A 24955-nucleotide genomic window follows, 5' to 3' on the forward strand; every position below is an offset into this window, starting at 1 on the left:
CGATTTCGGAGTGATAAAAACATGATTCGTAAAGGAAACAAAGACTGCTGCCGGAAGTGGCTTCTGCGGATCTCGGCGGTATCCGGCGGCCTGGTCATATTGGGACTGTTTTCCCTGTGCACGGTGAATGTTTATGTAAAGCATTCCGCCGGGAAAAAAATCACAACCATTGAAAAACTGCAGGAACGTCTGGAAGAGAACCGGGAAGAAAAAGCGGATGCGGTGCTGGTTCTTGGGGCGAAGGTGAAAGCCGACGGAGAGATGAGCCCCATGCTGAAAGAACGGGTGGACTATGGGATCGAGATCTACAGGCGGGGACTGGCGAAGAAGATCATCATGAGCGGGGACCACAGCCGGGAGGACTACGACGAGGTCAATACCATGAAGAACTACGCGGTGGAGCAGGGCGTCCCATCGGAGGATATTTTCATGGATCACGCCGGATTTTCCACCTATGAGAGCATGTACCGGGCGAAGGAGATCTTTCAGACAGAGCGTGTGATCGTCGTAACGCAGAAGTATCACCTGTACCGGGCCGTTTATGACGCACGGGCATTTTCCATGGAGGCGGCGGGGGTTGCCTGTGACCAGGCAGTCTACCGCGGTGACCGATACCGGAAACTGCGGGAAATACTTGCCAGAGTGAAGGATTTCGGCTATACGATCCTAAAGCCCAGGCCCACATTTCTGGGGGACGTGATACCGGTCAGCGGGAATGGGGATCTTACCAATGATAAACAGCCAAAGAGCGATGGATCAAAATAGAAAAGGAGCAAACAAAATACAAGGAGGAAGAGTACATGAAGGTAATTGATTTTAAGGATGCGAAGTGCCGCCACTGTTACAAATGTGTGCGCCACTGCCAGGTGAAGGCGATCACGGTCCAGCAGGAGCAGGCCCGTATCCTGACGGACCACTGCATCAACTGCGGAAAATGCATGGAGATCTGCCCCCAAAATGCCAAGACCTTTGCCAGCGACATGGAGCGGGTAAAGGGCTTTCTGCGGCAGGGGCTTCGTACCGTCATCTCCATCGCCCCGTCCTATATCGGCGTGCTGGATTTTGACCGGCCGGGACAGGTGGTGGATGCGCTGCTCAAACTGGGCTTTGCAGAAGTAAGGGAGACGGCGGAGGGGGCGGCCATGGTGACCCGGGAATACCAGCGGATCATCCGGGAAAACAAGATGCCCAACATCATCACCACCTGCTGTCCCAGCGTCAATGACCTGATTGAAAAATATTATCCGGAGTGCGCGCCTCTGATGGCCCCGGTGGTTTCCCCCATGGTGGCCCACGGACGGTATATCAAAAAATTGTACGGAGACGATGTGAAGGTCGTATTTCTTGGCCCCTGCATCGCGAAAAAGCAGGAGGCCATCGGGGACGAGCGGGTGGCAGGAGCCATCGATGCCATACTGACCTTTGAGGAGCTGGCGATCTGGCTGGATGAGTCGAAGATCCGGATCTTTGACTGCGAGGACGCCCCCATGGGCAACCCGGACCCGGAGATCAACCGGATGTACCCCATCAGCGGCGGCGTAGTCCAGTCCGTGATTGCGGAGGAGGAGATGGACTCCTACCACAAGGTATTTGTGGACGGCCTGGCCAACTGCATGGAAATGCTGGAATGCCTGAAACGGGGCGAGCTGGACCACTGCTTCATCGAGGCCAATGTGTGCGAGGGCGGATGCACCAAAGGCCCGGCTTCCGCAAGATGGAATATGTCTTATGTGAAGGCAAAGATCAAGATTGAACGGGAGGTTTCCCGCAAGGCGGCCCATGACCTGCCGGATATGAGTTCGGAAGAGCTCTCAAAGACATTTGAAGACCGCAGCATAAAGGAAGCCGTTCCGACTGAAGAGGTGATTCAGGAAATATTGCGATCCGTGGGAAAATATACCAGGGAGGACGAGTTAAACTGCGGCGCCTGCGGGTATTCCACCTGCCGGGAAAAGGCGGTGGCCGTATTCCAGAACAAGGCGGAGCTTTCCATGTGTATGCCCTACGCGCTGATGCAGGCCGAGTCCATGTCCAACGTGGTCATGGATGTGACCCCCAACATGATCTTCATTGTAGACAGCGAACTGCGGATTCGGGAATGCAACAAGAAGGGGCAGGAATTGCTGGGCGTGGGCAAGGAGGAAGCGCTGCAGCGTTACATATTTGAATTTATGGACGCCGGGGATATTGAGGAGACACTGCGGACAAAGGAAACCGTATTCCATAAGAAGATCCAGCTCGAGCATGGCCGGATGACGGTGGAGGAGACCATTGTTTATATCGAAAATCTGGAATCCGTCCTGGTGACGTTCCAGGATGTGACCCGGGAAGAGAAGATGAAGGAACAGCATTACAATCTCAAGGTTGAGACCATGGAGATGGCCCAGAAGGTCATTGACAAGCAGATGATGGTAGCCCAGGAGATTGCAGGACTGTTGGGAGAGACCACCGCCGAGACCAAGGTGACGCTGACCAAACTGCGGGATTCCATTCTCAATGAGGAGGATGCCTGATGAATATGAGCGTAAGTATTGACGTGGCTTGGAAAAGCCTGAACAAACACGGAGAAGAGCTGTGCGGAGATAAGGTGGAGATCGTAAAGACCCGGGATTCGGATATCCTGATCCTGGCGGACGGCATGGGGAGCGGGGTCAAGGCCAACATCCTTTCCACCCTGACCTCCAAGATTCTGGCCACCATGCTGCACGAAGGGGCGGCCATTGAATCCTGCGTGGAGACCATTGCCAGGACGCTCCCCATCTGCCAGGAGCGGAAGGTGGCATACGCGACCTTCAGCATTCTGCAGATTTTCCACAACGGCGACGCCTACCTGGTGGAATACGACAACCCGGACTGTGTGTTTATCCGGAATAAAAAAATCGTGAAATACCCTTATGAAATACGGGAGATTGAGGGAAAAAAAATACACGAATACCGTTTCAAAGTGGAGAAGAATGACTGCTTCGTATTGATGAGCGACGGCGTCATCTATGCCGGGGCCGGGGATATTCTGGACCTGCAGGGCTGGACCTGGGAAAATATGTCCGAGTATACCCTGAAATGTACGAAGGAAACCCTGTCCGCCTCCCGTTTGGCGGCCATGCTCAGCCAGGCATGCGACGATCTGTACATCCAGAAGCCGGGGGATGATACCACGGTGGCGGTGGCCAGGGTCATTGAGCGCAAGGTGGTGAACCTGTTCACCGGGCCTCCGAAGAGCAAGGAGGATGACGAAAAGCTGATGTATGATTTTATGCACATGGAAGGAAAGAAGGTGGTGTCCGGCGGTACCAGCTCCAATATCGCCTCCCGAATCCTGCACAGGGAGATCGTTACAAAGGTAGACCGAAACAACCCGGATGTCCCGCCCATGTCCTCCATTGAGGGGCTGGATCTGGTGACGGAAGGCGTGCTCACCATGGGGCGGTCTCTAAAGCTTCTCAAGCAGTATGAAAACGATGAATTTGACGTGGAATTTTTCGATGAGCTGGATGCCGAAAACGGGGCTTCCAAGCTGGCGAAAATGCTCATCGAGGAATGTACGGAGCTGAACCTGTTTGTTGGGACTGCCATCAACGAAGCCCATCAGGAATCGGACCTGACCTTTGACTTAAGTCTCAGGATGAATCTGGTGGAGCAGTTAAAGTCCGTGGTGGAAAAGATGGGGAAGACGGTCACCGTGAAGTATTATTAGGAGGGACTCTCTACCCGGAGCACAGCATAAAAAATCAGGGGTTTGCTTGTTTAGAAATGAATCGGATGCCAGACAGGCGGCAGCCGTACCGGATGGTTTGAGGTACGGCTGCCGCCTGCTGTTCTATGGGCGGACTTCGTCCGTTAAGGTATACCCAAGGGCACCCCTTAATTCATGTCCCGCTGGGACGGGCGGACTTCGTCCGTTAAGGTATACCCAAGGGCACCCCTTAATTCACGTCCCGTTGGGACGGGCGGACTTCGTCCGTTAAGGTATAGTATGTGGGTTCTTTGTTTCCGGTCAGCAGGATTTCTGCGGACGTTCCGGCCGCATGTGTACTGATCAGAAGCCTGCTGGTCGTGTATTGTACCTGCGACAGAACCGCGGCGATCTCATCCGAATCCGTGACGATCCGCTCACTGGTGTCGGGAACGGAGAATTTTCCCTCTGCAGGAGCCTCCTCCGTGTAAATGGTTTCTGCCAGTTTGACCTGTTCCACGTCCTCAGGGTCTATCTCCCGGCGCAGAGTATATCCGTATGTTTCCAGCAGCGCCAGGCTGTTTTCGTAGCCTTCGTACAGATAAAAACCGCCCAGGGTGAAATTGTATTTGGAATCATATGCCATTTGTCCGACAAACTGCATCCCTTCCGGGATGTCGATGGACAATTCCCCGATCGGCCGTTCTAACTGCAGGTCCCGGATATCCACGTTCAGAACATCCTGCTTATAAGCGTCGAGAAGCGCATCCTGTTCTTTCTCCGTCAGATCCAGTATTTTCGGCTCCCAGTAAATGTCCGTAAGCCGGACCGCGCTGATGTCTTCATAGTCCGCATAAAAGACAGGAAACAGTATTTTCCGGTAGCTTTCCTCCTGGCAGAGGATGTCCAGTGTATCCAGGACTTCTCTTGCGCTGACTCTATAATTGCGGTAAACCGATGATCCTGATTTTTTATTATAGCGGATCGTGATATAGACCTGTTCGTCCAGGGGCTCTGATTCCCGGCCGTTCATTTCGGTTTCTCTGGTGCCGGCATTGCTCGATTGATTCAGGGACTCCAATTCCCGGCCGGCCATTTTGTCGGCTCCCTTTCCGGCATTTTCAACTCCTGACCTGGCAAGCTCATAGATGGGGGCAAACTCCTGTATCTGGCATATTTCACCGTTCAGCAGATCCGGATACTGGGGATGATCCGTACTGCGGGAAACGGTGTCCGGATAAGAAAAATAGCCGTACATCTGGCTGACGTCAAGGGACATGCTTTCCAGGCTGTCCTCTTCGGGAAGCCAGGTGTCATAGCCGAATACGTCAAACTGCAGGACGCACAGGATTCCTGCCACTCCCAGAAGGGAAGCGAGGGAGGAGTATTTTCCCGCAAACAGCCTGCGTACATCCATGTGATAAATAAATTCAATCAGGCCGCAGAGCAGGATCACCGCTAGGATACTCATCAGAATGATCCATTTCGTGCCGCCGGAGTACATGGAGCCCACCAGAATCCCAATACAAAGCGCAGTGGGCACAGAGATCAGTACCTTGATAAACGGCGCGGTGATGGGAAATGACAGGGCATTTCCTGCCGCTTCAGAGGGCCGTTTCTGATACAGAAGAAGGGCCAGAAGCAAAAGTACCGCCAGAAACACCGCAGCAGCAGCCAATGTGGCGGCAAGGCTATAGGGGTTGGCCGGCCGGGCCAGGCGGCGCAGGTAGTATGATAATGATGAAATATATCTATATCTGTCATCCGCTACATTGTAGTTGGCCGTATTTCCCAGAATCTGTCCGAACATGGGCCAGGGAGACAGGAAATCATAAAGCTTCTCCAAGAACTGTCCTCTTCCCGTATAGTAAGTCGAGAAAAATTGGAGCGGAAGGCCAGCCGCCAGGACGCCGATGATGGATCCGTAAAAAAACAGGGACACGGCCGCCAGGATGCCAGTCACAACCTTTCCGGTCAGCATCATGGCCAGAATCATCAGGTGGTAGACCATGAGGAAAGCCAGGGTGCCCCCCAGTACGGAGAGAAAGCATCGGCCCAGTACAGGCAGCGTAAAGAACCCGTGCGCAAAGCCTGCCAGGACGGCCAGCAATGAGGCCGCCAGATAGGGAACCAGAAAGACCAGAAGCCCGCCCAGGTAGGAGATGAAGAACAACTGCCGCCTGGACAGGGGAAGGCTGTGGTAAAAATCAGTCTGTTCCCTGGAATGCAGGTAGGAAAACCCGGTTACCGCGCACAATCCGCCCAGCAGCAGGAGCGCTGCAAAGAGCAGCAGATTATAGCTTCCGTTCAGCAGCCCGGGAAAAACGGTGCGGTAGATGTTCCATTGCTCCGCCAGTTCGTCCTGTGAAATATTGGCAAAGGAGGCTTCCAGCATCAGCAGGGTGGTGACCGTAACGCACAGGAACAGGAGCACTGCGGAGAGGACCAGAAGCCAGCCGCGGCGGCGGATATCTTCTTTTATAAATTTACTGTATGAGATTTTTGATGTCATAGCCTGCGACCTCCGTTTCGCTGATAAAGATTTCTTCCAGTGACAATGGCAGTACTTCCGCAAAGATCGGCTCCTTTTCCTGGGCGAGCTTTAATACCTCCGCCCTGGAGCCCCGGGCAGTAACCGTCAAAAGGGATCCGCTTTTTTCGTATTGGAGGACGGAAAGCTCGGAGAGAAGCTGTTCCTCCTTCGCATGGTCCGGTATGACGCACTGCATCTTGCAGAGGCTGCATTTCATAGAGTCCAGATCCTTAGCAAAGAGCAGGCTCCCCTGGTGGAGCAGTCCGATGGTGTCGCAGATGTCCTCCAGCTCTCTTAAACTATGGGACGCGATAACAGGGGTAAATTCCCGCTTTAACAGCTCCGCCGCGAACAGGCTCTTGATGGCCTGGCGTACGACAGGGTCCAGCCCGTCAAAGGTCTCGTCGCAGAGCAGATACCGGGTGTTTGCACAAAACCCCAGCAGGAGAGAGACTTGTTTTTTCTGTCCCTTGGAAAAGTTCTGGAGCTTCTTCTCTGGCTGGATATTGAACTTCTGCAGAAGGCTTTTGTAATTCTCCATGTCAAATGCCGGATAGGCAAGCTGGTAGAAGCTTCCCATGGATTCCGGTGTGGCATTGGGAAAATAGGTGACTGTGTCGGACAAAAAGCAGATCTGCCTCTTTGCCTCTGAATGCTCGAACACAGGGATGGTATCCAGCGTGATCTCCCCCTCCTCGGGTTTTAAAATGCCGCTGACCAGCCGAAGCAGCGTGCTCTTGCCCGCGCCGTTGCTGCCAACAAGGCCGAAGATCAGGCCGTCCTGGATCTGGGCCGTAACCTGGGCCAGGGCAGGCGTATCCTGAAAGGATTTACTGACGTGTTTTAATTCAATCATAAGGCACCTCCTTTATCTGTATATCTGGGCGAATACTGCCGTGCAGTCAGACTCCAGGATTCCCAGTTCTTTTGCGCGAAACAGAAGACGTCTGAGCTCTTCTAAACAGGACTCCTTCTTTTTCTCGAACAGGGATGCGCTTTCGGATACAAAATTGCCCCGGCCCTTGACGGAAAAGATATATCCCTCCTGCTCCAGGACGGCGAAGGCTTTCTGGATGGTGTTGGGATTGATGGACAGTTCCACAGCCAGGGAGCGGACCGAGGGCATCCGGCTGCCCGGCTCCAGGACGCCTTTGACGATCAGCATCTGGAACTTCTCTACAATCTGCTCGTAGATGGGAGCACGGTTTTGATAATCAATCGTGATCAATAGGGCACCTCCTTTGGGTTGGGACACTCATGGGGCTGCTGTAAGAAAACTGTATGGCAGCGAAGGAAAATCCACGAATGCGTACAGGGTATAGTGTATTATCTGTATTAGTACACTTAGATTATCATGAAAACAGGAAAAAGTCAAGCGGGAAAATATTACTTTAAAAGAGGAAAGGCGGACCGAAATAACATCTCAAAAAGTATTTACATTCACAGCCTTGTCTGCTATACTGAACAGGTGAATACAAATCGGATCGTGCTTTTCTGGCTGTCCGGCAATTCTGGCGTCTCGCCATATTTCACAGTAATTGCAGCCCATTGATTTCTATATTTACAGAAGAAAGGATTTTTATTTATGGTAAAAAACTTTAGACTTGAAGACAAAAATTTATGGGATGAGATCTTCAATACGATTGTGGATGTCATGCCGGAGCAGTTGTTTCCGCTCTTCAAAGAGGTGTATGGAAAGGAATATCCAAAAGGAACGCCTGTCATCCGGCTTTCTACCGTGTCCTCCACCTATCTTGAAGACCCTGACGCACCGCCCAGTTCCCGGCGTTCCGATACGGCGATTCTGGTAAACGGAACCGACTATTATCATCTGGAATGCCAGATGCACAATGATGAGTATATGGTCATACGCATGATTACATATGACATACATTTTGCAATGCAGCATTCGACTTCCAAAGATGAACAGGAAGGCGGGTTCATTATGCGCTTCCCGAGTTCCGCAGTGATTTATCCGGAGAAGAACCGGGAGCTTCCGGAAACCCTCCGGTGCCGGATCATTTTCCAGGATGGCAGCCAACATATCTACCAGATTCCTACGGTCAGGATTCAGTCTTATTCCATGCAGGAAATCTGTGACAAACATCTGCTGATCTTTATCCCTTACGTTCTGCTTCGACTGCGTCCCAAGCTGAACCCGAACCGGAAGAATCCGCTGACCGAAAAGGAATTGACAGACCTGGTGAATGAAGCTATAGTTATATTACAAAAGGAACTGGAACAGGGAAATCTGACGCAGCAGGAGTACAGTGATTATCTCAATCTTTTCCGATTTGCTGCCGATAAGATTTTTAAGGATAAAAAGCACTCCAAATTCCGAAAGGGGGTACACCAAATGACAAGCTTGTATGACCAACTGCCCAGTGTGCGCGAAAAGAGACTGCGCGCCAAGCTGGAAGGGATGCTGGAAGAGATGCGTCTCGAAAATGAGAACGCTCTTGCCAGAAAGGAAGCTGAACTTGCAGAAAAAGAAGCTGAACTTGTACGGCTGAAAGAATTACTGGATAAGCATCATATATTACCATCACCATAAAAATGGATTTGATCTGCCCCGCAGCAAGCTGATTTAAGCGCAGCCGGCTGCGGGGGATTTTTATATCAGCATATGCGGAAAGGCTATCGAAATGAAAATTTAATGCTTTAATTTGCCGCAGTAATATGATATAATAATTTCCATCGGCCGTGTACCTTCCGGCCAGCACAGAAAAATACCGGTTCCGCCGGAGGGCTGCCCCGCGCAGCTTTTCCGCAGGGGCGGTTTTAAAGGAGGATGTAAACAGATGATTTGGGCAAAAGAAGAGACGCTGCCCAGAGCGGAGATCGAGAAGATCCAGCTTGAGAAATTAAGGCAGACGGCGGCATACATCTATGAACGGGTGGAGCCTTACCAGCAGAAGATGGACAGGGCAGGGGTGAAGCCGGGAGATATCCGGACACTGGATGATCTGAAAAAGCTTCCATTTACATATAAGTCGGAATTTAAGGACAACTATCCCTTCGGCCTGTTTGCGGTGGACCAGAAGGACCTGGTGCGCTACCATGCCAGCTCCGGCACCACCGGAAAGCCTACGGTGGTAGGCTATACGAGACATGACCTGGACGTATGGCTCAACAACGTAGCCAGGATCGCCTGCATGGGCGGCGCCACGGCGGAGGATGTGGCCCAGATCTCCTTCGGCTACGGCACCTTTACCGGGGCGCTGGGGCTTCACGGCGGCCTGGAGAAGATCGGGGCATCGGTGATCCCCATGTCCTCGGGAAATACCAACAAGCAGATCATGTTCCTGCAGGATCTGGGTGTCACCCTTCTGGTGGCCACCCCCTCCTATGCGCTGCACTTAGGGGAGCAGATCCGGGAGCGGGGGCTGGACCCGAAGAAGGACTTGAAGCTCCACATCGGGCTTTTCGGCGGGGAAGGCATGACCGAACCCATGCGGGAGGAGATGCACAAGGTCTGGGGCGACCAGTTTGTCTGCACCCAGAATTACGGCATGAGCGAGCTCTGCGGACCGGGCGTATCCGGAGAGTGTACGGAGCTCTGCGGTATGCACATCAACGAAGACTGGTTCATCCCGGAGATCATTGATCCCAAGACGGAAGAAGTGCTGCCGCCGGGCGAACACGGGGAGCTGGTTGTGACCTGCCTGGGAAAAGAAGCCCTTCCGCTGATCCGCTACCGCACCGGAGACCTGACAAGATTGATGTACGAGCCCTGCAAGTGTGGAAGAACCACCTGCCGGATGGAAAACCTTTCCGGACGGGCGGACGATATGCTTGTCATCCGGGGCGTCAACGTATTCCCCACACAGATCGAGGAGGTACTGTTCAAGATCGCGGAGATCGGGCCTCACTATGAGATCCTGGTGGAGAGAAAGAACCGCCTGGATGTGATGACCATTACGGTGGAACTCATCGACGACCGCCTGCTGGACAGCTATGCACTTTTAAGCGAACTGGAAAAACGGATCAGATCCGCGTTGAAGGCACAGCTCGGACTTGCCACCCAGATCAGGCTGGTGGCGCCCAATTCCCTGCAGCGGTTTGAGGGCAAGGCAAAACGGGTCACAGATTTACGAAAGGATGGACTGTAAAATATGGCAGATAAAGTACTGATGCTGGGAAACGAAGCGATCGCCCGGGGGGCCTATGAGGCGGGAGTCAAGGTAAGCTCCGCCTATCCCGGAACCCCAAGCACGGAGATCAGCGAATTTCTCGTACAATACAAGGACGATATCTATGAAGAATGGGCACCCAATGAAAAGGTGGCCGCGGAAGTGGCCGTAGGCGCCAGCATCGCAGGGGTGCGTTCCATGGCCTGCATGAAGCACGTAGGACTGAATGTGGCGGCAGACCCGCTGTATTCTGTCTCTTATATGGGCGTCAACGGCGGTCTGGTGCTGGTTGTGGCCGACGATCCCGGGCTCTACAGCTCCCAGAACGAGCAGGACACCCGGATGGTGGCAAGAGCAGCCCAGATTCCGGTCATTGAGCCCTCCGACAGCGCGGAGGCAAAGGATTTTTTCAAGGCTGCGTTTGAACTCAGCGAACAATTCGACCGTCCCTTTATCTTCCGGACCACCACCAGGCTGGCCCACTCCCAGGGGCTGGTGGAGCTGTGTGGCCGTACAGAGCCGGAGGACAAGCCCTATGAAAAAAATATCCGCAAGCATGTGATGATGCCGGGAAACGCCAAATTCCGCCACGTGGAGATTGAGAAGCGAAACAAAGAACTTGCGGAAGAAGCAAATACATTGCCCATCAACCGGGTAGAGATGCAGGACACGAAGATCGGCGTGATCACCAGCGGAATCCCCTACCAGTATGTCAAGGAAGCGCTGCCGGAGGCGTCCGTCTTAAAGCTGGGGATGGTGAACCCCCTTCCTCGGAAGCTGATCGAAGAATTTGCCTCCAAAGTTGAGACTTTATATATTGTAGAAGAGCTGGATCCGGTGATCGAAGAACAGGTGAAGTCCTGGGGAATCCGCGCGGTCGGCAAGGAGATCCTGACCGTACAGGGCGAGTACAGCGCCAACATGCTGCGCAGGGCCATCCTCAAGGAGGAACCAAAGACGAAAGCGCCCGCAGAGGCACCCCAGCGTCCCCCGATCCTCTGTCCCGGATGCCCCCACCGCAGTGTCTACCATGTGCTCAATAAGCTGAATATGCACGCCGCGGGAGACATCGGCTGCTATACCTTGGGAGCGGTGGCGCCTTTAAGCGTGGTAGATACGACTATGTGCATGGGCTCCAGCATTTCCACGCTGCACGGCATGGAGAAGGCCAAAGGAAAAGAGTATGTCAAGAACTGGGTGGCAGTGATCGGTGATTCCACCTTTTTACATACCGGTGTAAATTCCCTGATGAACATGGTATACAATCATGCAACCGGGACGGTGATGATTCTGGACAATTCCACCACCGGCATGACCGGGCACCAGGATCATGCGGCCACCGGAAAAACCCTTCAGGGAGATCCTGCCCATGCCATTGATATCCCTGCATTGTGTCAGGCGGTAGGTGTGAAGCATGTGGTGACCGTCAACGCGTTTGACATCGGGCTTCTGGAAAAGACGGTCAAAGAAGAAACCGCCAGGGATGAGTTATCGGTCATCATTACGAAATCTCCCTGCGTGCTCCTGGATAAATCAAAGAAGCCGCTGTATACGGTGCATTCCGATGCATGCAAGAAGTGCGGGATGTGCATGAAGCCCGGATGTCCTGCCATGACAAAGGCAGAGGACGGTACCGTACGGATTGATGATACCATGTGTACCGGATGCGGGCTGTGCGCCGATCTGTGCAAATTCGGCGCCATAGAACTGGTAAAGGCAGGTGAATAGAGAATGGCAGTAAAAAATATCATGATCGTAGGCGTAGGCGGACAGGGAACCCTGCTTACCAGCCGTATCTTAGGAAATCTGACCATTGCGGGAGGCTTTGACGTGAAGCTCTCCGAGGTTCACGGAATGGCCCAGCGGGGCGGCAGCGTAGTGACCTTCGTGCGCTACGGGGAAAAAGTGGCGGAGCCCATCGTGGAGGAAGGGCAGGCGGACGTGATCATCGCGTTTGAACGCCTGGAAGCGCTCAGGTACGCGCATTTTCTGAAAAAAGACGGGGTTCTGATCGTCAACGACTGGCGGATTGATCCCATGCCGGTGGTGATCGGGGCGGCAGAATATCCGGAGCATATCCTGGAAAACCTGGAAAAAGAGCACAAGGTCTACAAGGTCAACGCCACGGAGGAGTCCAGGAAGCTGGGAAATCCCAGGGTATTCAACCTGATCGTTCTGGGGATCGCGGCGCAGCACATGGATTTTTCAAAGGAGCAGTGGTATGAGGTGATCGAAAAGACCGTTCCGCCCAAGACCATTGAGATCAATAAAAAAGCATTTGATGTGGGATATACACTCTAAGATAAAAGGCAGGTGAAACGAGAATGAAACAGATATCGGTTTTTGTGGAAAACCAGCCGGGAAGCCTGATGCGGGTCACCAACGCGCTTACGGAGGCGAAGATCAACATCCGCGCGGTTTCTTCCTTTGATGCGCCCGAGTTCGGCATCCTCCGTCTGGTCGTGGACCAGCCGGTTCAGGCCAAGGACTACTTAACCTCCAAAGGGTTTGTGGTACGGGTGCAGGATGTCATCGGCGCGGAGTTAAAGGATGAGAAAGGCAATCTGAACCAGATGCTGAAGATCCTGGCTGACGGGGAGATCAGCATCGGCTACATTTATTCCTTTGTGATCCGGGAGAACCGGGCGCCGGTCATGGTCCTCCATTCGGACGACAACGAGAAGGCACGGGCCGTATTGAAGGAAGCGGGGATCACGCTTGTGGACGATGAAGAACTATAATAATAAAGGAGCGAAGATGAGATGGCAGGAATTGCTTTAGAGAACTGGGTGGAACGGATCAGAGACCCGAAGATGGAATGCATGAGCAGGGATGAGATGGCTTCCCTGCAGAGTGAACGTCTGGTCAAGGTGGTAAAGAACGTCTATGAGCATGTGGAGTTTTACCATAACAAAATGAAAGATCTGGGGGTAGAGCCTGGAGATATCAAGGGGATCGAAGATATCGGCAAGCTTCCCTTTACGACAAAGGAGGACCTGCGGGAGAATTACCCCTTCGGACTGCTTGCGGTTCCCAAGCGCGACGTGGCCCGTGTACAGGGGACATCCGGAACAACCGGGAAGCTGACGGTCGTGCCCTATACCCAGAATGATGCGGACCTGTGGGGAGAATGTGTGGCCAGGTGTCTGACCATGGCCGGATTGACGGCGGATGATATCATCCATGTCTGCTATGGATACGGACTGTTTACCGGAGGACTTGGACTGGATTTCGGCGCAAAGGCGCTGGGAGCCATGGCGCTTCCGATGTCCGCGGGAAATACCAAGCGCCAGATGATGGTCATGGAAGACCTGGGAGCTACCGCATTTGCCTGTACGCCGTCCTATGCGCTGTACCTGGCGGAATCCATGCAGGAGGCAGGCGTGGTAGACCATATGAACCTGAAGGCCGGAATCCACGGAGCAGAGCCGTGGACCGATGAGATGCGCAAAAAGATCGAGGGCATTTTACATATCAACTGCTTCGATATCTACGGTCTGTGCGAGATTCTCGGACCGGGCGTGGCGCAGGACTGCATCCACCACAAGGGGCTTCATATCCATCATGACTATTTCTATCCGGAGGTACTCAATCCGGCGACCCATGCGCCGTGTGCCGACGGGGAGACCGGAGAGCTTGTATTTACCACGCTGACCAAGGAAGCCATGCCCCTGTTGCGGTATCGGACCAAGGATCTGACCAGCATCACCTATGAGACCTGCGAGTGCGGAAGAAAGACACCAAGAATCTCCAAGTTCACGGGACGTACCGACGACATGAAGGTGATCCGCGGCGTCAACGTATTCCCGACGCAGGTTGAGACCGCGCTGCTGAGCCTGGGCGGAGCCGTTGCGAACCATTATATGCTCATCGTGGATCGCGTGAACAACATGGATGTATTGACCGTTATGGTGGAAGTGGACGAGAGCATGTTCTCCGACGAGATCAGGAAGCTGGACGCGCTCAGGGACAAGATCGGCGGAGTCCTCAAGCAGGCGCTGGGCGTATCGGTGCGGGTAAAGCTGGTAGAGCCCAAGACCATTCAGAGAAGCGAAGGAAAGGCCGTTCGTGTCATTGACAACCGGACGATGTAAGAGGAAGTTACACCGCCACTAAGCTCGAAAATACCTCACTAAGTGGGCGGGTAATTATAACTCGTATGTAAGCGCCTAAAAAACAGGCGCTAAATACTCATAATAGGAGGGAAGCGCTGTGGGAATTACGATTCAACAGTTATCAGTTTTTTTGGAAAACAGGGAAGGACGTCTGGACGAGGTGCTGGCGGCCCTTGGAAATAACGATGTCAATATCGTGGCGCTGAGCCTGGCGGATACGTCGGATTACGGCATGCTGCGGATGATTGTATCCGACCCAAACAAAGGGCGGGCCGTGCTCAAGGAAAACGGGATCACCGCCATGCTGACCGATGTGGTGGCGCTGCGGGTGCCCCACGAGAGCGGGTCGCTTGCCAAGGCCATGCACGCCATCGTGGAAGGGGAAGTGAACGTGGAATATATGTATGCTTTCGCAAACGGCGCGGACGCCTCAGCCGTCCTGAAATGCGACGACCCGGGCAAGGTCGTGGATATCCTGCGGGGCAGCGGCTTTGACGTCTGGGAGGCGTCGGAGGCTTATGTATCGAATATCAGGCAATGATGTTTTACAGAAGAGCGGACCGCAGATCGGCCCGCTCTTTTACTTATAGGAAACTTCGTCTCCTGCAAAACAAAAAACCTTGGGGGAACCGCACTGCGGTTTTTCAAGGAAAAAGAACCGGAATCAAATCCGGTTCTTTTTCCTAATCACATTTTCTGTATTGCTTTTAAAATATTAATTCCAGGCTAATTTATATATTAAAAGGTACAATCGAAATTCTGATTAAAGTTTTACTACGTTTGTTGCTTGAGGTCCCTTTGCGCCTTCTGTCACTTCAAACTCGACAGACTGGCCTTCTTCTAAGGATTTGAACCCATCTGTAACAATCCCTGAATAATGTACAAAAACATCGTTCCCCTCAGAGTCAGAGATGAATCCATAACCTTTTTGGTTGTTAAACCATTTTACTGTACCTGTCATTGTGTTGCCCTCCATATAATGAAAGTAATATTGTGTCTGTATTATTGCTAATGGAAATCAATAATACTTACATAACATAGCATATTTGGCAGTGAAAGTCAATGAATTTCTGCGGATTCGCCCGATTTAAGCGGTTTTCTACGAATGTCTACGTTATTTTACTGAAAAAACACTACCCCATGAGCTGTAAAAGGATCTGAATGATCCAGAACAGGGAAAAAAGGGCCACACCCGCATTCAAAAATGCGGCGGACATCAGCTTCCTTTTCGGCAGGGGAAGTTCTGCGGGCTTTAGCTTCATTTTCCGGAAATGGACGGCCAGACATACGATGCCGGTGATCAGAAATCCGAGCACGGCCAGGCTGTAGAGCCCGAACAGCATCAGCCCCGGGAGATGCTCTGAGACTACACCCATCAGCGCCCCCATATCCCCGGATGCGGAAACTGCGATCAGTTCTTCATAGGCAGCGGATTTGAGCAGGAAGACGCTGGCTACGGAGCCTAAGAAATTCACCGCCATATGCATGCAGATGCTGTAGCGTATCTTTCCGGTCTTTACATAGATAAATCCCCAGAATATTCCCAGCCCGAACGCATAGGCAAACTGGTTCAGATTGCCGTGGAACAGTCCGAAAAAAATTCCCGAAAAAAGGACGGCTGTTTTTTCACCGTATTTTACGGTACGGTCTATGAGCAGTTTGCGGAAAATCAGCTCCTCGAAGACAGGGGCGCAAAGTACCATGATGACCAAAGCGGTCCAGGGACTGATGTCCGTCGCGATATCCACCAATGCGTTGTCCACAGGGGATCCCTTGACCATGCCGATGACAAAAGTCAGCCCCAATCCTACAAGGTTCCCAAGGTACATAATGGCATAGCACATGAAAAACGCAGTCAGCCACTGCAGGAATGTTATGGGGTGCTTTTCCACGGAAACGGCCGGCACCCGCCGGATCAGAAGCATCATCAGCGGCATGGAGATGAGATACATGGGAACGGTGCTGATGAGAAGCCAGACATCCGTATCATAGATCCCGGTGAGAGGAAGCCTTTCAATGAGGAAGACTTCGGCATACTGTACCCCGAATATGAGCAGTGTCCCGAAAAAGTACATCAGGCCCAGGCTGTTGAAGTGCCGCCGGATTGGTTTTGTTTCAAATTCCATAAGTAATTGACCTCTTTTCTGTTTTAGATTGTTTGTTCTTCTTTTTTCAGTTCCGCGCTGACCTTCCGGTACAGGAATACAGACAGCAAAAACGCAAAGACATCCGCCGCGGCCTGGGCCGACTGGATGCCTGCAAGCCCAAAAATCCTGGGAAGAATCCAAAGGATAGGGATAAAGAACAGCCCCTGCCTGGCGGAGGCAAGCAGGGAAGCATAGAATGTCTTTCCCATGGTCTGGGTCATCATATTGTTCATCACGATCCAGCCGTTGAGCAAAAGCGTGGCGCACTGGAAGCGCACGGCCACCGTCCCGATACCGATGACCTCCGGGTCGTCCCGGAAGATCCCGATCAGATGTCCGGAAAGCAGAAAGCCGAGAATCGCCAGGGCAAGCAGAAATACGGTAGAAACCTTCACACAGAACCAGAACGCCTCCCGGACCCGGCCGTATTTTTTCGCACCGTAGTTGAATCCGCAGACCGGCTGGAAGCCCTGGCCGAACCCGATCAATGCGGAAATTGCGAACATGAAGATCCTGCTCACCACGGACATTGCGGCAATGGCCGCGTCGCCGTACGGATTGGCGGCAATGTTTAAAGTCATGGCGGCAACGCTTCCTAACCCCTGTCGGAACAGGGACGGCAGTCCCCCTCCGGCGATCTCCCGGAAACGCTCCCGGTTCCAGCGGAGATTTTTCAGACGGATGGGGATGCATCCGGAAAAACGGACTCCGGCAAGGAGCAGGAAAAAGCTGATGAGCTGGCTGATCACGGTGGCAAGGGCCGCCCCGGAGATCCCCATCCCGAAGCCGAAGATCAGGATCGGGTCGAGCAGGATATTGAGAACTGCCCCGATGCCCACACCGATCATGGCGTAGAATGCATTTCCCTGAAAACGGATCTGGTTATTGAGGACAAACTGGGCGGTCATCCAGGGCGCGCCCACAAGAATGATCCTGAGATATTCCCTGGTATAGGGCAGAATGGTGTCCGTGGAGCCAAGAATCCGGGACAGCGGCGTAAGAAACAAAAGGCCCAGTACCAGCACCAGAACGCCCAGGAACAGGCCGGAAAAAAATCCGGTGGCCGCAAGTTCGCCGGCCTCATCGTTCTTCTGAGCCCCCAGTTTCCTGGAGATGGAATTGCCGGAGCCGTGCCCGCAGAAAAATCCCAATGCCTGAATGACCGCCATCACAGGGAAGGCGACCCCTACCGCGGCTGTGGCGCTGGTTCCGAGCCTGCCTACAAAAAAAGTGTCCGCCATATTGTAAAACGAGGTAATCAGCATGCTGATGATCGTCGGTACCGCCAGCTTCCCGATCAGCCCGGGAATCGGTGCTTCGGTCATCATCCGGTATTTTTCATCCTGAGTCATGGTATACTGCAATGAAAGCACTCCCTTTCCTTGTATAGATATTCTGCAGATCTATCATACAGTTATAAATATTCTATCAAACTCTCCGAGTTCTGGCAACTGCCAGCTACTGTGAACAATAACACATATTAACAACCTCCGGAACCCTGTTTTTTTAAACCGCTTGACAGAAGTCTGAAATCGTACTATAATCACATAGTGTGATTTAGTATGATTTCGGACTGAGAGGTGATAATCAAAGATGAAAATAAAACAGGAAAAAGCGCTGAAAGAATATAATTCCCTCTGGCGGGAGATTGATATGCTGTGGCATGAGATCGCGCGGAAGGCGGGGGTGTCTGACAGCGCCCATGCCATACTTTTCGCGATTCTGGAGCTGGGAGAGGGGTGCCTTCAGAAGGACATCTGCGGCATGTGCTCCATCAGCAAGCAGACCATCCATTCCTCCATCAAAAATCTGGAAAAGGCCGGCCTGATCGTGTTCGGGCAGGACAGCGGAAAGGAAAAGAGGGTGTATCTCACCCCCCAGGGAAAGGCATTTGCCAGAGAGCGGATACTGCCCTCCGCGGATGCAGAAAACCAGGTATTCGCGGAGATGTCCAAACAGGAAAGCAGCGAGCTGCTCCGGCTGACCGAGCTGTACCTGGTGAGGCTCCGTGAGAAGATCAACGAGCAAGAAAAAAACAGGAGGAAAACATGAGAATACAATTATCAGACCATTTTACTTATAAGAGACTGCTTCGTTTTACGATTCCGTCCATCATCATGATGATCTGCACGTCGGTGTACAGCATCGTGGACGGACTGTTCGTGTCAAACTATGTAGGAACTACGCCCTTCGCGGCCTTAAACCTGATGATGCCGCTGCTTATGGGGATCAGTACCGTGGGATTTATGATCGGGACCGGCGGAAGCGCGCTGGTAGCGATCAAGCTGGGGGAAGGGGAGCGGGAAAAGGCCAACGCATATTTTTCCATGCTGATCTATATCCTCATCGGCGTCGGGCTTGCGGTGGCTGTCACCGCCTTTCTTTTGATGCGGCCCATCGCCTATGCCATCGGCGCCACCGATGCTATGATCGAATACTGTGTGCTCTACGGAAGGATTCTGTGCGTCTCTCTCACGGGATTCATGCTGCAGATCGCGTTCCAGAGCTTTTTTATTGTGGCGGAAAAACCGGAATTGAGCCTGAAGATGTCCCTCATCTCGGGTATCACCAATGTGATCCTGGACTACCTGTTCATCGTGGTGTTCGGCTGGGGGCTTGCAGGCGCCGGGGCGGCCACGGCTGCGGGGGAGATCATAGGAGGATTGGGCCCCATCCTTTATTTTTCACGGGAAAACAACAGCCTGCTGCGGCTAGGGAAGCCCTGCTTCGACGGCAGGGTTCTGCTGAAAACCTGCACCAACGGTTCCTCGGAACTGATGACCAACATTTCCTCCTCCATCGTCAATATCCTGTACAATTACCAGCTTATGCGCCTGGCCGGTGAAGACGGTGTGGCGGCCTACGGGGTCATCATGTACGTAACCTTTATCTTTGCGGCGGTGAATATCGGGTATTCCATCGGAAGCGCGCCTGTGGTCAGCTACAACTACGGCGCCGGAAACCAAAAGGAATTGAAAAATATTTTCCGCAAAAGCGTTGTGGCCATCGGCAGTGCGGGAATCACCATGACGATCCTGGCCGAGCTGCTTTCTTACCCCATGACCCGGGTATTCGTAGGATACGACCCGGACCTTTTTGCCATGACCTGCCGCGGATTCCGGCTGTACGCCCTTTCCTTCCTGTTAAGCGGTACCAATATCTGGGGCTCCGGCTTCTTTACCGCGTTGGGGGACGGGGGAGTTTCCGCGCTTATTTCCTTTTTGCGTACGCTTTTGTTCCAGGTGTCGATGGTATTGCTTCTGCCTGTTTTCCTGAAGCTGGACGGGGTCTGGCTGGCCATCGTGGCCGCGGAATCGCTGGCATTATTTGTGACAGCCGTATTTTTGACAAGAAAACGGAAAAAATACCACTATGCGTAATGAACGTTTTCAAAAGGAGAGTATGGTATGAGCAACCGTTTAAAAGACCAGAGCAGCCCTTATCTGCTGCAGCATGCCGAAAACCCTGTGGACTGGTATCCATGGGGGGACGAGGCATTTGAAAAAGCCTCAGGGGAGGATAAGCCGGTGTTTCTGAGCATCGGCTACAGCACCTGCCACTGGTGCCATGTGATGGCCCATGAAAGTTTCGAAGACCCTGAGATCGCCGGGATTCTGAACCGGTATTTCGTGTCCGTCAAGGTGGACCGGGAGGAACGGCCGGATATTGACAGCGTTTACATGGAGGTCTGCCAGGCCCTGACCGGAAGCGGCGGATGGCCCATGAGTATCTTCATGACAGCCGGCCAGAAGCCTTTTTTCGCAGGCACCTATTTTCCGGCCAGGGCACGATACGGCGCCGTCGGGTTTTCGGACCTGCTGCTTGCCATTGCCCGGCAGTGGAAGAGCGGCAGATCCGACCTGCTGCGCTCTGCAGAGCAGATCCTTTCCCATATTCAAAGCCCAAAAGACACAGAAAAGAGTTCCCTTTCCTGGGAACATGGCCGGAACCTGCCCGACGAGGCAGCGAAGCAGTTTTCACAGAGCTTTGATCCGGCCCACGGCGGATTCGGCCGGGCTCCCAAATTTCCCACACCCCACAATTTGATATTTCTCACCTTGTACGCCCGGGGCAGACAGGACGGAGCGGCGATGGCGCAGGTTCTGACCACCCTGGACAAGATGCGCAGAGGCGGGATCTTCGACCAGATCGGCTATGGGTTCTCGCGCTACTCCACGGACCCTTATTTTCTGGTGCCCCATTTTGAAAAAATGCTCTATGACAACGCGCTTTTGATTCTGGCGTACACCGCCGCGGCCAAAGCAAAAAACAGCCGGGAGCTGCTGGATACGGCGGAAAAAACCGCGGATTATATTTTCCGGGAAATGACCGGAGCGGAAGGAGAATTTTACTCGGCCCAGGACGCGGACAGCGGCGGGGAAGAGGGAAAATATTACGTCTGGAGCCGTGAGGAAATCTGCCGGGTTCTGGGAGATGAAAGGGGCGCAAAGTTCTGCGCGTATTTCGGGATCACGGAGGAAGGGAATTTTGAAGGCAGGAATATCCCCAACCTGCTGAACGGCAATTCCCTCCGGGACGGATTTGACAAAGAGAAGAAAGCACTGTATGATTACCGTAAATGCCGGGAGGCCCTTCATCTGGACGATAAGGTTCTGACCGCGTGGAATGCCCTGATGATCTGCGCTTTGTCCGTGCTGTACCGGGCCACGGGCTCTAAGCGTTACCTTCAGGCGGCAGAGCGGGCACACCGGTTCATTGAACAAAATCTTTCAAAGGGCAGCCGGCTCTACGTGAGCTGCCGGAACAAGGTGCGGTCCGTAAAGGGATTTCTGGATGACTACGCCTTCTACACGGCCGCATTGCTCTGCCTCTACGAGGCTTCCGGAAAATCTCTCTATCTGGAACGTGCAGAGCAGATCTGCGGCGAGGCAAGGAGCCAGTTTGAAGCCGGGGAGGGAGGCTTCTATCTGTACGGACACCAAAACAGCCCGCTGATCACCAGGCCAAAGGAGAGCTACGACGGGGCGCTGCCCAGCGGAAACTCTGTCATGGCCTACTGCCTGGTCCGGCTTTCACAGCTTACCGGCGATTCCGGGAGCTCTGCCGGGGCGGGGGCAGGTGGCAGCCGTAAAAGGGCAGATGGGCCGGAAAACCATGCCGGGGCGGATACCGGTGACTGCCTGGCAAAGACCGCAGATCGGAAACGTGATTACCGGCAGGCGGCAGAGAAACAGCTTCGATTTATGGCAGGGGAAGCGCGGCAGTACCCCATGGGATACAGTCTGTTTCTCACCGCCTGGCTTCTGTACGAAAATCCACCCCAGGAAATCACCGTTGTGCTCTCAAAAGAGGACTCTCCTGAGGAGATTATGGCAAGGCTTCCGCTCTGCTCGAATGTGAAAATCTATGTGGATAATGTGGAAAATGCAAGAATAACGGAAAGTGTGAATTGTGTGAAAAGTGTGGATAACTTTTCGGGCAGCCGGGGCAAAGCGTCCCCAAGGATTTCCGAGAAAATAAGTCCTGACCGGGAAATGCCGGATTCATCAACCTTTGAGAGACTGCCCCCGTGTCCGGACGGATACACACTGTTAAATGGAAAGACGACCTATTACGTGTGTAAAAATCACACCTGTTATCCACCTTCCAACCAGATTCCGGGATGAAGAAAATGAAGAAAAGCATTCTGTGCTCATAGGGACACCATTTTTTTTTGATTTCGAGCAGTCCGGTTCCCTCAAAATGTTTCCGGAAGGATGGTCGGTCATCCTGAAAAACGGAAAAAATCAGCAGATTGTATACAAGTATACGCTACAATACCCATTATGGCCATTCGGCCATTTCATGAAGTATACAAAAGAAGGAGGACGCAGAAAATGGATATCAAACTGCATTATACGGAACAAGGGGAGGGCGACCCTCTGATCCTGCTCCATGGAAACGGGGAGGATGGAACCTATTTTGTCCATCAGACATCCCATTTCTCGAAAACACGCCGGGTCATCGCCGTAGATACCAGGGGCCACGGAAAGTCCCCGAGGGGAACGGCCCCTTTTGGCATCCGGCAGTTTGCGGAGGATCTGCGTGCCTTTCTGGATGAACTTCAGATCGAGCAGGCAGATATTCTCGGATTTTCCGACGGCGGAAATATCGCGCTGACCTTTGCCATCCTCTGTCCCGAGCGGGTCAGGCGGCTGATCTTAAACGGAGCCAATCTGAATCCAGGGGGCGTAAAGCCCTCTGTCCAGATCCCCATCGTCATAGGATACCATATTACCTCCCTGTTCGCAGGAAAGAGTGCGAAGGCCAGAAATCATGCGGAACTCCTGGGGCTGATGGTTCATGACCCGGATATCGGGACAGAGGAGCTAAAAAAAGTCCGGGCAAAGACGCTTGTGATCGTGGGCACAAAGGATATGATCCGCGAGTCCCATACACGGCAGATTTATGATCATCTGCCAGATGCCAGGCTTGTGATCCTGCCGGGGGATCATTTTATCGCAAATAAGAACCCTGACAGATTCAACCGGGCGGTGGAAGCATTTTTAAGGGAGTGAATGAGGATGAAGATTTTACTGACAGCCATCAATACGAAATATATCCATTCCAACCTTGCGGTCTTCAGCCTGCGCGCCTTTGCCCTGCAGGAGAGGAAGGAGTATCAAACGTGCGTGGAGATTGCGGAGTATACGATCAACCAGCAGGTGGATGAGATCCTCATGGATCTCTATGTCAGGCAGCCGGAGGTACTCTGCTTTTCCTGCTATCTGTGGAATATCGTGTATGTGGAGCAGCTTGTTAAGGAGCTTAAAAAAGTCCTTCCGGATACAGAAATCTGGCTGGGCGGGCCGGAGGTTTCCAGCCATCCCAAACATGTGCTAAAGCGGATGCCCCAGGTTCGAGGCGTGATGTGCTGGGAAGGGGAAGAGACTTTCCTGGAGCTGGCAGACTATTACCACGGCAAGATCCATTCGCTGAAGGAAATCCACGGGATCGTGTATGCACAGGCAGGAGAAATCGCGGAAAATCCAGCCCGCCGGGTATTGGATCTGAACCGGGTCCCCTTCGTATACCATCCCGAGTTTTCTGTCGATTCCGGGACACCTGGAAGGGACAGGGAGGAGATGGAACGCTTCCGCAATAAGATCCTTTACTATGAGTCCAGCCGGGGGTGCCCTTTTTCCTGCAGTTACTGCCTTTCCTCCATCGACAAATGCCTGCGGTTTCGGAAGCTGGAGACGGTTCAAAAGGAGCTGCAGTTTTTCATTGACCGGGAGGTTTCTCAGGTAAAGTTTGTGGATCGGACGTTCAACTGCCGCCATGACCATGCATTTGCCGTCTGGTCCTATCTGGCGGAGCATGACAGGGGAAAGACCAATTTCCATTTTGAGGTGGCCGCGGACCTGCTCAATGAGGAAGAGCTACGGCTGATCGCATCCATGCGCCCGGGACTGATCCAGTTGGAGATCGGGGTTCAGTCCACCAATCCCAAAACCCTGGGGGCGATCCGCCGGAACATGAATTTTGAGAAGGTGCGGGCCGCAGTCAGCTATATTCATGCCTGCGGAAACATCCATCAGCATCTGGATTTGATCGCCGGGCTTCCCCACGAAGATATAAAAAGCTTTCAGAAGTCATTTAATGATGTCTACGCGCTGCATCCCGAACAGCTCCAGCTTGGATTTCTGAAGGTGCTCAAAGGGGCATGCATGGAAGAACAGGCCGGAAACTACCGGCTTCTTTACCAGGACAGACCGCCTTTTGAAGTCCTCTCTACCAGATGGCTTTCCTATGGGGATGTGATCCGGCTCAAGGGGATTGAAGAGATGGTGGAGGTCTATTACAACAGCGGGCAGTTCGTACATACGATGGAACGCATGGAGCAGGCTTTTCCGGATGCGTTTACCATGTATGACCGGCTCCGTGCGTATTATGAAAGGCACTGCCTTCGCGGAGTCAGCCATTCCAGGGTCAGAAGGTACGAGATCCTGCTGGATTTTGCGGCAGAGGAAGACGGGGCGCAGACAGACGCCTACAGGGAACTGCTGACTTATGACCTGTATCTGCGGGAAAATGTAAAGAACCGGCCCGCCTTTGCCGGGAGCCCGAGTGTCACGAAAGAGGAGGAGACAGCCTTTTACCGGCAGGAAGCGGCGGAACACCGCTATCTCTTGGAATATGAGCAGTATGACAAGAGGCAACTTCGGAAAATGACGCATCTGGAGCGGGTGAATGGGGAAATTCTTTTGTTTGATTACCAGAACCGCAGTCCATTGACGAACCAGGCGGCGGTGTACCGCGTATCCTTACCGTCTCGGTTCTGAAAGGTCAAAAGGGGCGGGCTTTGGCCTGCCTCATTTTTCCGAACGGGAGATGCTTTGGCAAGGGGCGAT

Annotated in this window: 21 protein-coding genes; 15 read left to right on the forward strand and 6 right to left on the reverse strand. The window is 53.0% G+C overall.

Annotated features, from left to right (window positions below; translation table 11 throughout):
* Nucleotides 1–21 precede the first annotated feature (21 nt).
* The 3 genes from EBB54_RS08770 to EBB54_RS08780 are packed head-to-tail and all read left to right on the forward strand — an operon-like array spanning nucleotide 22 to nucleotide 3694.
* Nucleotides 22–765, forward strand: a complete 744-nt coding sequence (locus tag EBB54_RS08770) for a SanA/YdcF family protein (protein ID WP_125127138.1) — start codon at nucleotides 22–24, stop codon at nucleotides 763–765.
* Between the two features lie 35 nt (nucleotides 766–800).
* Nucleotides 801–2513 (forward strand): [Fe-Fe] hydrogenase large subunit C-terminal domain-containing protein, encoded by a 1713-nt coding sequence (locus tag EBB54_RS08775; RefSeq protein ID WP_125127139.1) that lies wholly within the window; start codon nucleotides 801–803, stop codon nucleotides 2511–2513.
* Nucleotides 2514–2518: 5 nt separating this feature from the next.
* Nucleotides 2519–3694: a SpoIIE family protein phosphatase gene (locus tag EBB54_RS08780; protein ID WP_125130682.1), complete on the forward strand. Its 1176-nt coding sequence runs from the start codon at nucleotides 2519–2521 to the stop codon at nucleotides 3692–3694.
* A gap of 229 nt (nucleotides 3695–3923) precedes the next feature.
* On the opposite strand, the gene EBB54_RS08785 is transcribed toward EBB54_RS08780, so the two are convergent.
* The 3 genes from EBB54_RS08785 to EBB54_RS08795 are packed head-to-tail and all read right to left on the reverse strand — an operon-like array spanning nucleotide 3924 to nucleotide 7434.
* Entirely contained in the window at nucleotides 3924–6185 is a 2262-nt protein-coding gene (locus EBB54_RS08785) for a DUF6449 domain-containing protein (RefSeq protein WP_125127140.1), read from the reverse strand.
* Nucleotides 6160–7062, reverse strand: a complete 903-nt coding sequence (locus tag EBB54_RS08790) for an ABC transporter ATP-binding protein (protein WP_125127141.1) — start codon at nucleotides 7060–7062, stop codon at nucleotides 6160–6162. The genes EBB54_RS08785 and EBB54_RS08790 overlap by 26 nt, the downstream gene beginning before the upstream one ends.
* A 12-nt stretch (nucleotides 7063–7074) precedes the next feature.
* Nucleotides 7075–7434: a GntR family transcriptional regulator gene (locus tag EBB54_RS08795; RefSeq protein ID WP_125127142.1), complete on the reverse strand. Its 360-nt coding sequence runs from the start codon at nucleotides 7432–7434 to the stop codon at nucleotides 7075–7077.
* 357 nt (nucleotides 7435–7791) lie between these two features.
* Here EBB54_RS08795 and EBB54_RS08800 point away from each other — a divergent pair, with 357 nt between their 5' ends.
* The 7 genes from EBB54_RS08800 (at nucleotide 7792) to EBB54_RS08830 (ending at nucleotide 14995) form a co-directional block, all read left to right on the forward strand.
* On the forward strand, nucleotides 7792–8760 hold the full coding sequence (locus EBB54_RS08800; protein ID WP_125127143.1) for a hypothetical protein: 969 nt from the start codon (nucleotides 7792–7794) through the stop codon (nucleotides 8758–8760).
* A 247-nt stretch (nucleotides 8761–9007) separates the two neighbouring features.
* Complete coding sequence (locus tag EBB54_RS08805; RefSeq protein WP_125127144.1) at nucleotides 9008–10318, forward strand: phenylacetate--CoA ligase family protein; 1311 nt, start codon at nucleotides 9008–9010, stop codon at nucleotides 10316–10318.
* Nucleotides 10319–10321: 3 nt separating this feature from the next.
* Nucleotides 10322–12067 carry an indolepyruvate ferredoxin oxidoreductase subunit alpha gene (iorA, locus tag EBB54_RS08810; protein WP_125127145.1) on the forward strand — a complete coding sequence of 582 codons (1746 nt, stop codon included), beginning with the start codon at nucleotides 10322–10324 and terminating at the stop codon, nucleotides 12065–12067.
* A gap of 3 nt (nucleotides 12068–12070) precedes the next feature.
* Complete coding sequence (locus EBB54_RS08815) at nucleotides 12071–12640, forward strand: indolepyruvate oxidoreductase subunit beta (protein ID WP_125127146.1); 570 nt, start codon at nucleotides 12071–12073, stop codon at nucleotides 12638–12640.
* Between the two features lie 23 nt (nucleotides 12641–12663).
* Nucleotides 12664–13080, forward strand: coding sequence for an ACT domain-containing protein (locus tag EBB54_RS08820; RefSeq protein WP_004079155.1), 417 nt, complete (start codon nucleotides 12664–12666; stop codon nucleotides 13078–13080).
* 21 nt (nucleotides 13081–13101) lie between these two features.
* Nucleotides 13102–14433, forward strand: coding sequence for a phenylacetate--CoA ligase family protein (locus tag EBB54_RS08825; RefSeq protein ID WP_125127147.1), 1332 nt, complete (start codon nucleotides 13102–13104; stop codon nucleotides 14431–14433).
* A gap of 118 nt (nucleotides 14434–14551) precedes the next feature.
* Nucleotides 14552–14995, forward strand: coding sequence for an amino acid-binding protein (locus EBB54_RS08830; protein WP_125127148.1), 444 nt, complete (start codon nucleotides 14552–14554; stop codon nucleotides 14993–14995).
* A gap of 222 nt (nucleotides 14996–15217) precedes the next feature.
* On the opposite strand, the gene EBB54_RS08835 is transcribed toward EBB54_RS08830, so the two are convergent.
* The 3 genes from EBB54_RS08835 to EBB54_RS08845 form a co-directional block, all read right to left on the reverse strand.
* Nucleotides 15218–15415 (reverse strand): cold-shock protein, encoded by a 198-nt coding sequence (locus EBB54_RS08835; RefSeq protein WP_004079145.1) that lies wholly within the window; start codon nucleotides 15413–15415, stop codon nucleotides 15218–15220.
* Between the two features lie 172 nt (nucleotides 15416–15587).
* The gene (locus EBB54_RS08840; protein WP_125127149.1) at nucleotides 15588–16580 is read right to left on the reverse strand and encodes a CPBP family intramembrane glutamic endopeptidase; all 993 of its coding nucleotides are present in this window, start codon (nucleotides 16578–16580) and stop codon (nucleotides 15588–15590) included.
* Nucleotides 16581–16603: 23 nt separating this feature from the next.
* Nucleotides 16604–17953 carry an MATE family efflux transporter gene (locus EBB54_RS08845; RefSeq protein WP_193554342.1) on the reverse strand — a complete coding sequence of 450 codons (1350 nt, stop codon included), beginning with the start codon at nucleotides 17951–17953 and terminating at the stop codon, nucleotides 16604–16606.
* Between the two features lie 241 nt (nucleotides 17954–18194).
* Here EBB54_RS08845 and EBB54_RS08850 point away from each other — a divergent pair, with 241 nt between their 5' ends.
* The 5 genes from EBB54_RS08850 to EBB54_RS08870 all read left to right on the forward strand — a co-directional run bounded on the left by EBB54_RS08850 (nucleotide 18195) and on the right by EBB54_RS08870 (nucleotide 24886).
* Nucleotides 18195–18653 (forward strand): MarR family winged helix-turn-helix transcriptional regulator, encoded by a 459-nt coding sequence (locus tag EBB54_RS08850; RefSeq protein WP_125127150.1) that lies wholly within the window; start codon nucleotides 18195–18197, stop codon nucleotides 18651–18653.
* Nucleotides 18650–19981, forward strand: coding sequence for an MATE family efflux transporter (locus EBB54_RS08855; RefSeq protein WP_125127151.1), 1332 nt, complete (start codon nucleotides 18650–18652; stop codon nucleotides 19979–19981). Before EBB54_RS08850 ends, EBB54_RS08855 begins: the two co-directional genes overlap by 4 nt.
* A 27-nt stretch (nucleotides 19982–20008) precedes the next feature.
* Nucleotides 20009–22228: a thioredoxin domain-containing protein gene (locus EBB54_RS08860; RefSeq protein WP_243127590.1), complete on the forward strand. Its 2220-nt coding sequence runs from the start codon at nucleotides 20009–20011 to the stop codon at nucleotides 22226–22228.
* Nucleotides 22229–22438: 210 nt separating this feature from the next.
* Nucleotides 22439–23119 carry an alpha/beta fold hydrolase gene (locus EBB54_RS08865; protein ID WP_125127152.1) on the forward strand — a complete coding sequence of 227 codons (681 nt, stop codon included), beginning with the start codon at nucleotides 22439–22441 and terminating at the stop codon, nucleotides 23117–23119.
* Nucleotides 23120–23125: 6 nt separating this feature from the next.
* Complete coding sequence (locus EBB54_RS08870) at nucleotides 23126–24886, forward strand: B12-binding domain-containing radical SAM protein (protein WP_125127153.1); 1761 nt, start codon at nucleotides 23126–23128, stop codon at nucleotides 24884–24886.
* Nucleotides 24887–24955: the final 69 nt, after the last annotated feature.

Source organism: Schaedlerella arabinosiphila, from assembly GCF_003885045.1.
Classification (GTDB): domain Bacteria; phylum Bacillota; class Clostridia; order Lachnospirales; family Lachnospiraceae; genus Schaedlerella; species Schaedlerella arabinosiphila.

Bases quoted from the DNA above. Each gene is read 5' to 3' on its own strand.
- EBB54_RS08845 (WP_193554342.1), bottom strand. From the start codon at position 17,953: ATGACTCAGGATGAAAAATACCGGATGATGACCGAAGCACCGATTCCC.
- EBB54_RS08860 (WP_243127590.1), top strand. From the start codon at position 20,009: ATGAGCAACCGTTTAAAAGACCAGAGCAGCCCTTATCTGCTGCAGCAT.
- EBB54_RS08770 (WP_125127138.1), top strand. From the start codon at position 22: ATGATTCGTAAAGGAAACAAAGACTGCTGCCGGAAGTGGCTTCTGCGG.
- EBB54_RS08855 (WP_125127151.1), top strand. From the start codon at position 18,650: ATGAGAATACAATTATCAGACCATTTTACTTATAAGAGACTGCTTCGT.
- EBB54_RS08820 (WP_004079155.1), top strand. From the start codon at position 12,664: ATGAAACAGATATCGGTTTTTGTGGAAAACCAGCCGGGAAGCCTGATG.
- EBB54_RS08800 (WP_125127143.1), top strand. From the start codon at position 7,792: ATGGTAAAAAACTTTAGACTTGAAGACAAAAATTTATGGGATGAGATC.
- EBB54_RS08870 (WP_125127153.1), top strand. From the start codon at position 23,126: ATGAAGATTTTACTGACAGCCATCAATACGAAATATATCCATTCCAAC.
- EBB54_RS08785 (WP_125127140.1), bottom strand. From the start codon at position 6,185: ATGACATCAAAAATCTCATACAGTAAATTTATAAAAGAAGATATCCGC.
- EBB54_RS08780 (WP_125130682.1), top strand. From the start codon at position 2,519: ATGAGCGTAAGTATTGACGTGGCTTGGAAAAGCCTGAACAAACACGGA.
- EBB54_RS08825 (WP_125127147.1), top strand. From the start codon at position 13,102: ATGGCAGGAATTGCTTTAGAGAACTGGGTGGAACGGATCAGAGACCCG.
- EBB54_RS08805 (WP_125127144.1), top strand. From the start codon at position 9,008: ATGATTTGGGCAAAAGAAGAGACGCTGCCCAGAGCGGAGATCGAGAAG.
- iorA (WP_125127145.1), top strand. From the start codon at position 10,322: ATGGCAGATAAAGTACTGATGCTGGGAAACGAAGCGATCGCCCGGGGG.
- EBB54_RS08840 (WP_125127149.1), bottom strand. From the start codon at position 16,580: ATGGAATTTGAAACAAAACCAATCCGGCGGCACTTCAACAGCCTGGGC.
- EBB54_RS08850 (WP_125127150.1), top strand. From the start codon at position 18,195: ATGAAAATAAAACAGGAAAAAGCGCTGAAAGAATATAATTCCCTCTGG.
- EBB54_RS08790 (WP_125127141.1), bottom strand. From the start codon at position 7,062: ATGATTGAATTAAAACACGTCAGTAAATCCTTTCAGGATACGCCTGCC.
- EBB54_RS08835 (WP_004079145.1), bottom strand. From the start codon at position 15,415: ATGACAGGTACAGTAAAATGGTTTAACAACCAAAAAGGTTATGGATTC.
- EBB54_RS08775 (WP_125127139.1), top strand. From the start codon at position 801: ATGAAGGTAATTGATTTTAAGGATGCGAAGTGCCGCCACTGTTACAAA.
- EBB54_RS08815 (WP_125127146.1), top strand. From the start codon at position 12,071: ATGGCAGTAAAAAATATCATGATCGTAGGCGTAGGCGGACAGGGAACC.
- EBB54_RS08865 (WP_125127152.1), top strand. From the start codon at position 22,439: ATGGATATCAAACTGCATTATACGGAACAAGGGGAGGGCGACCCTCTG.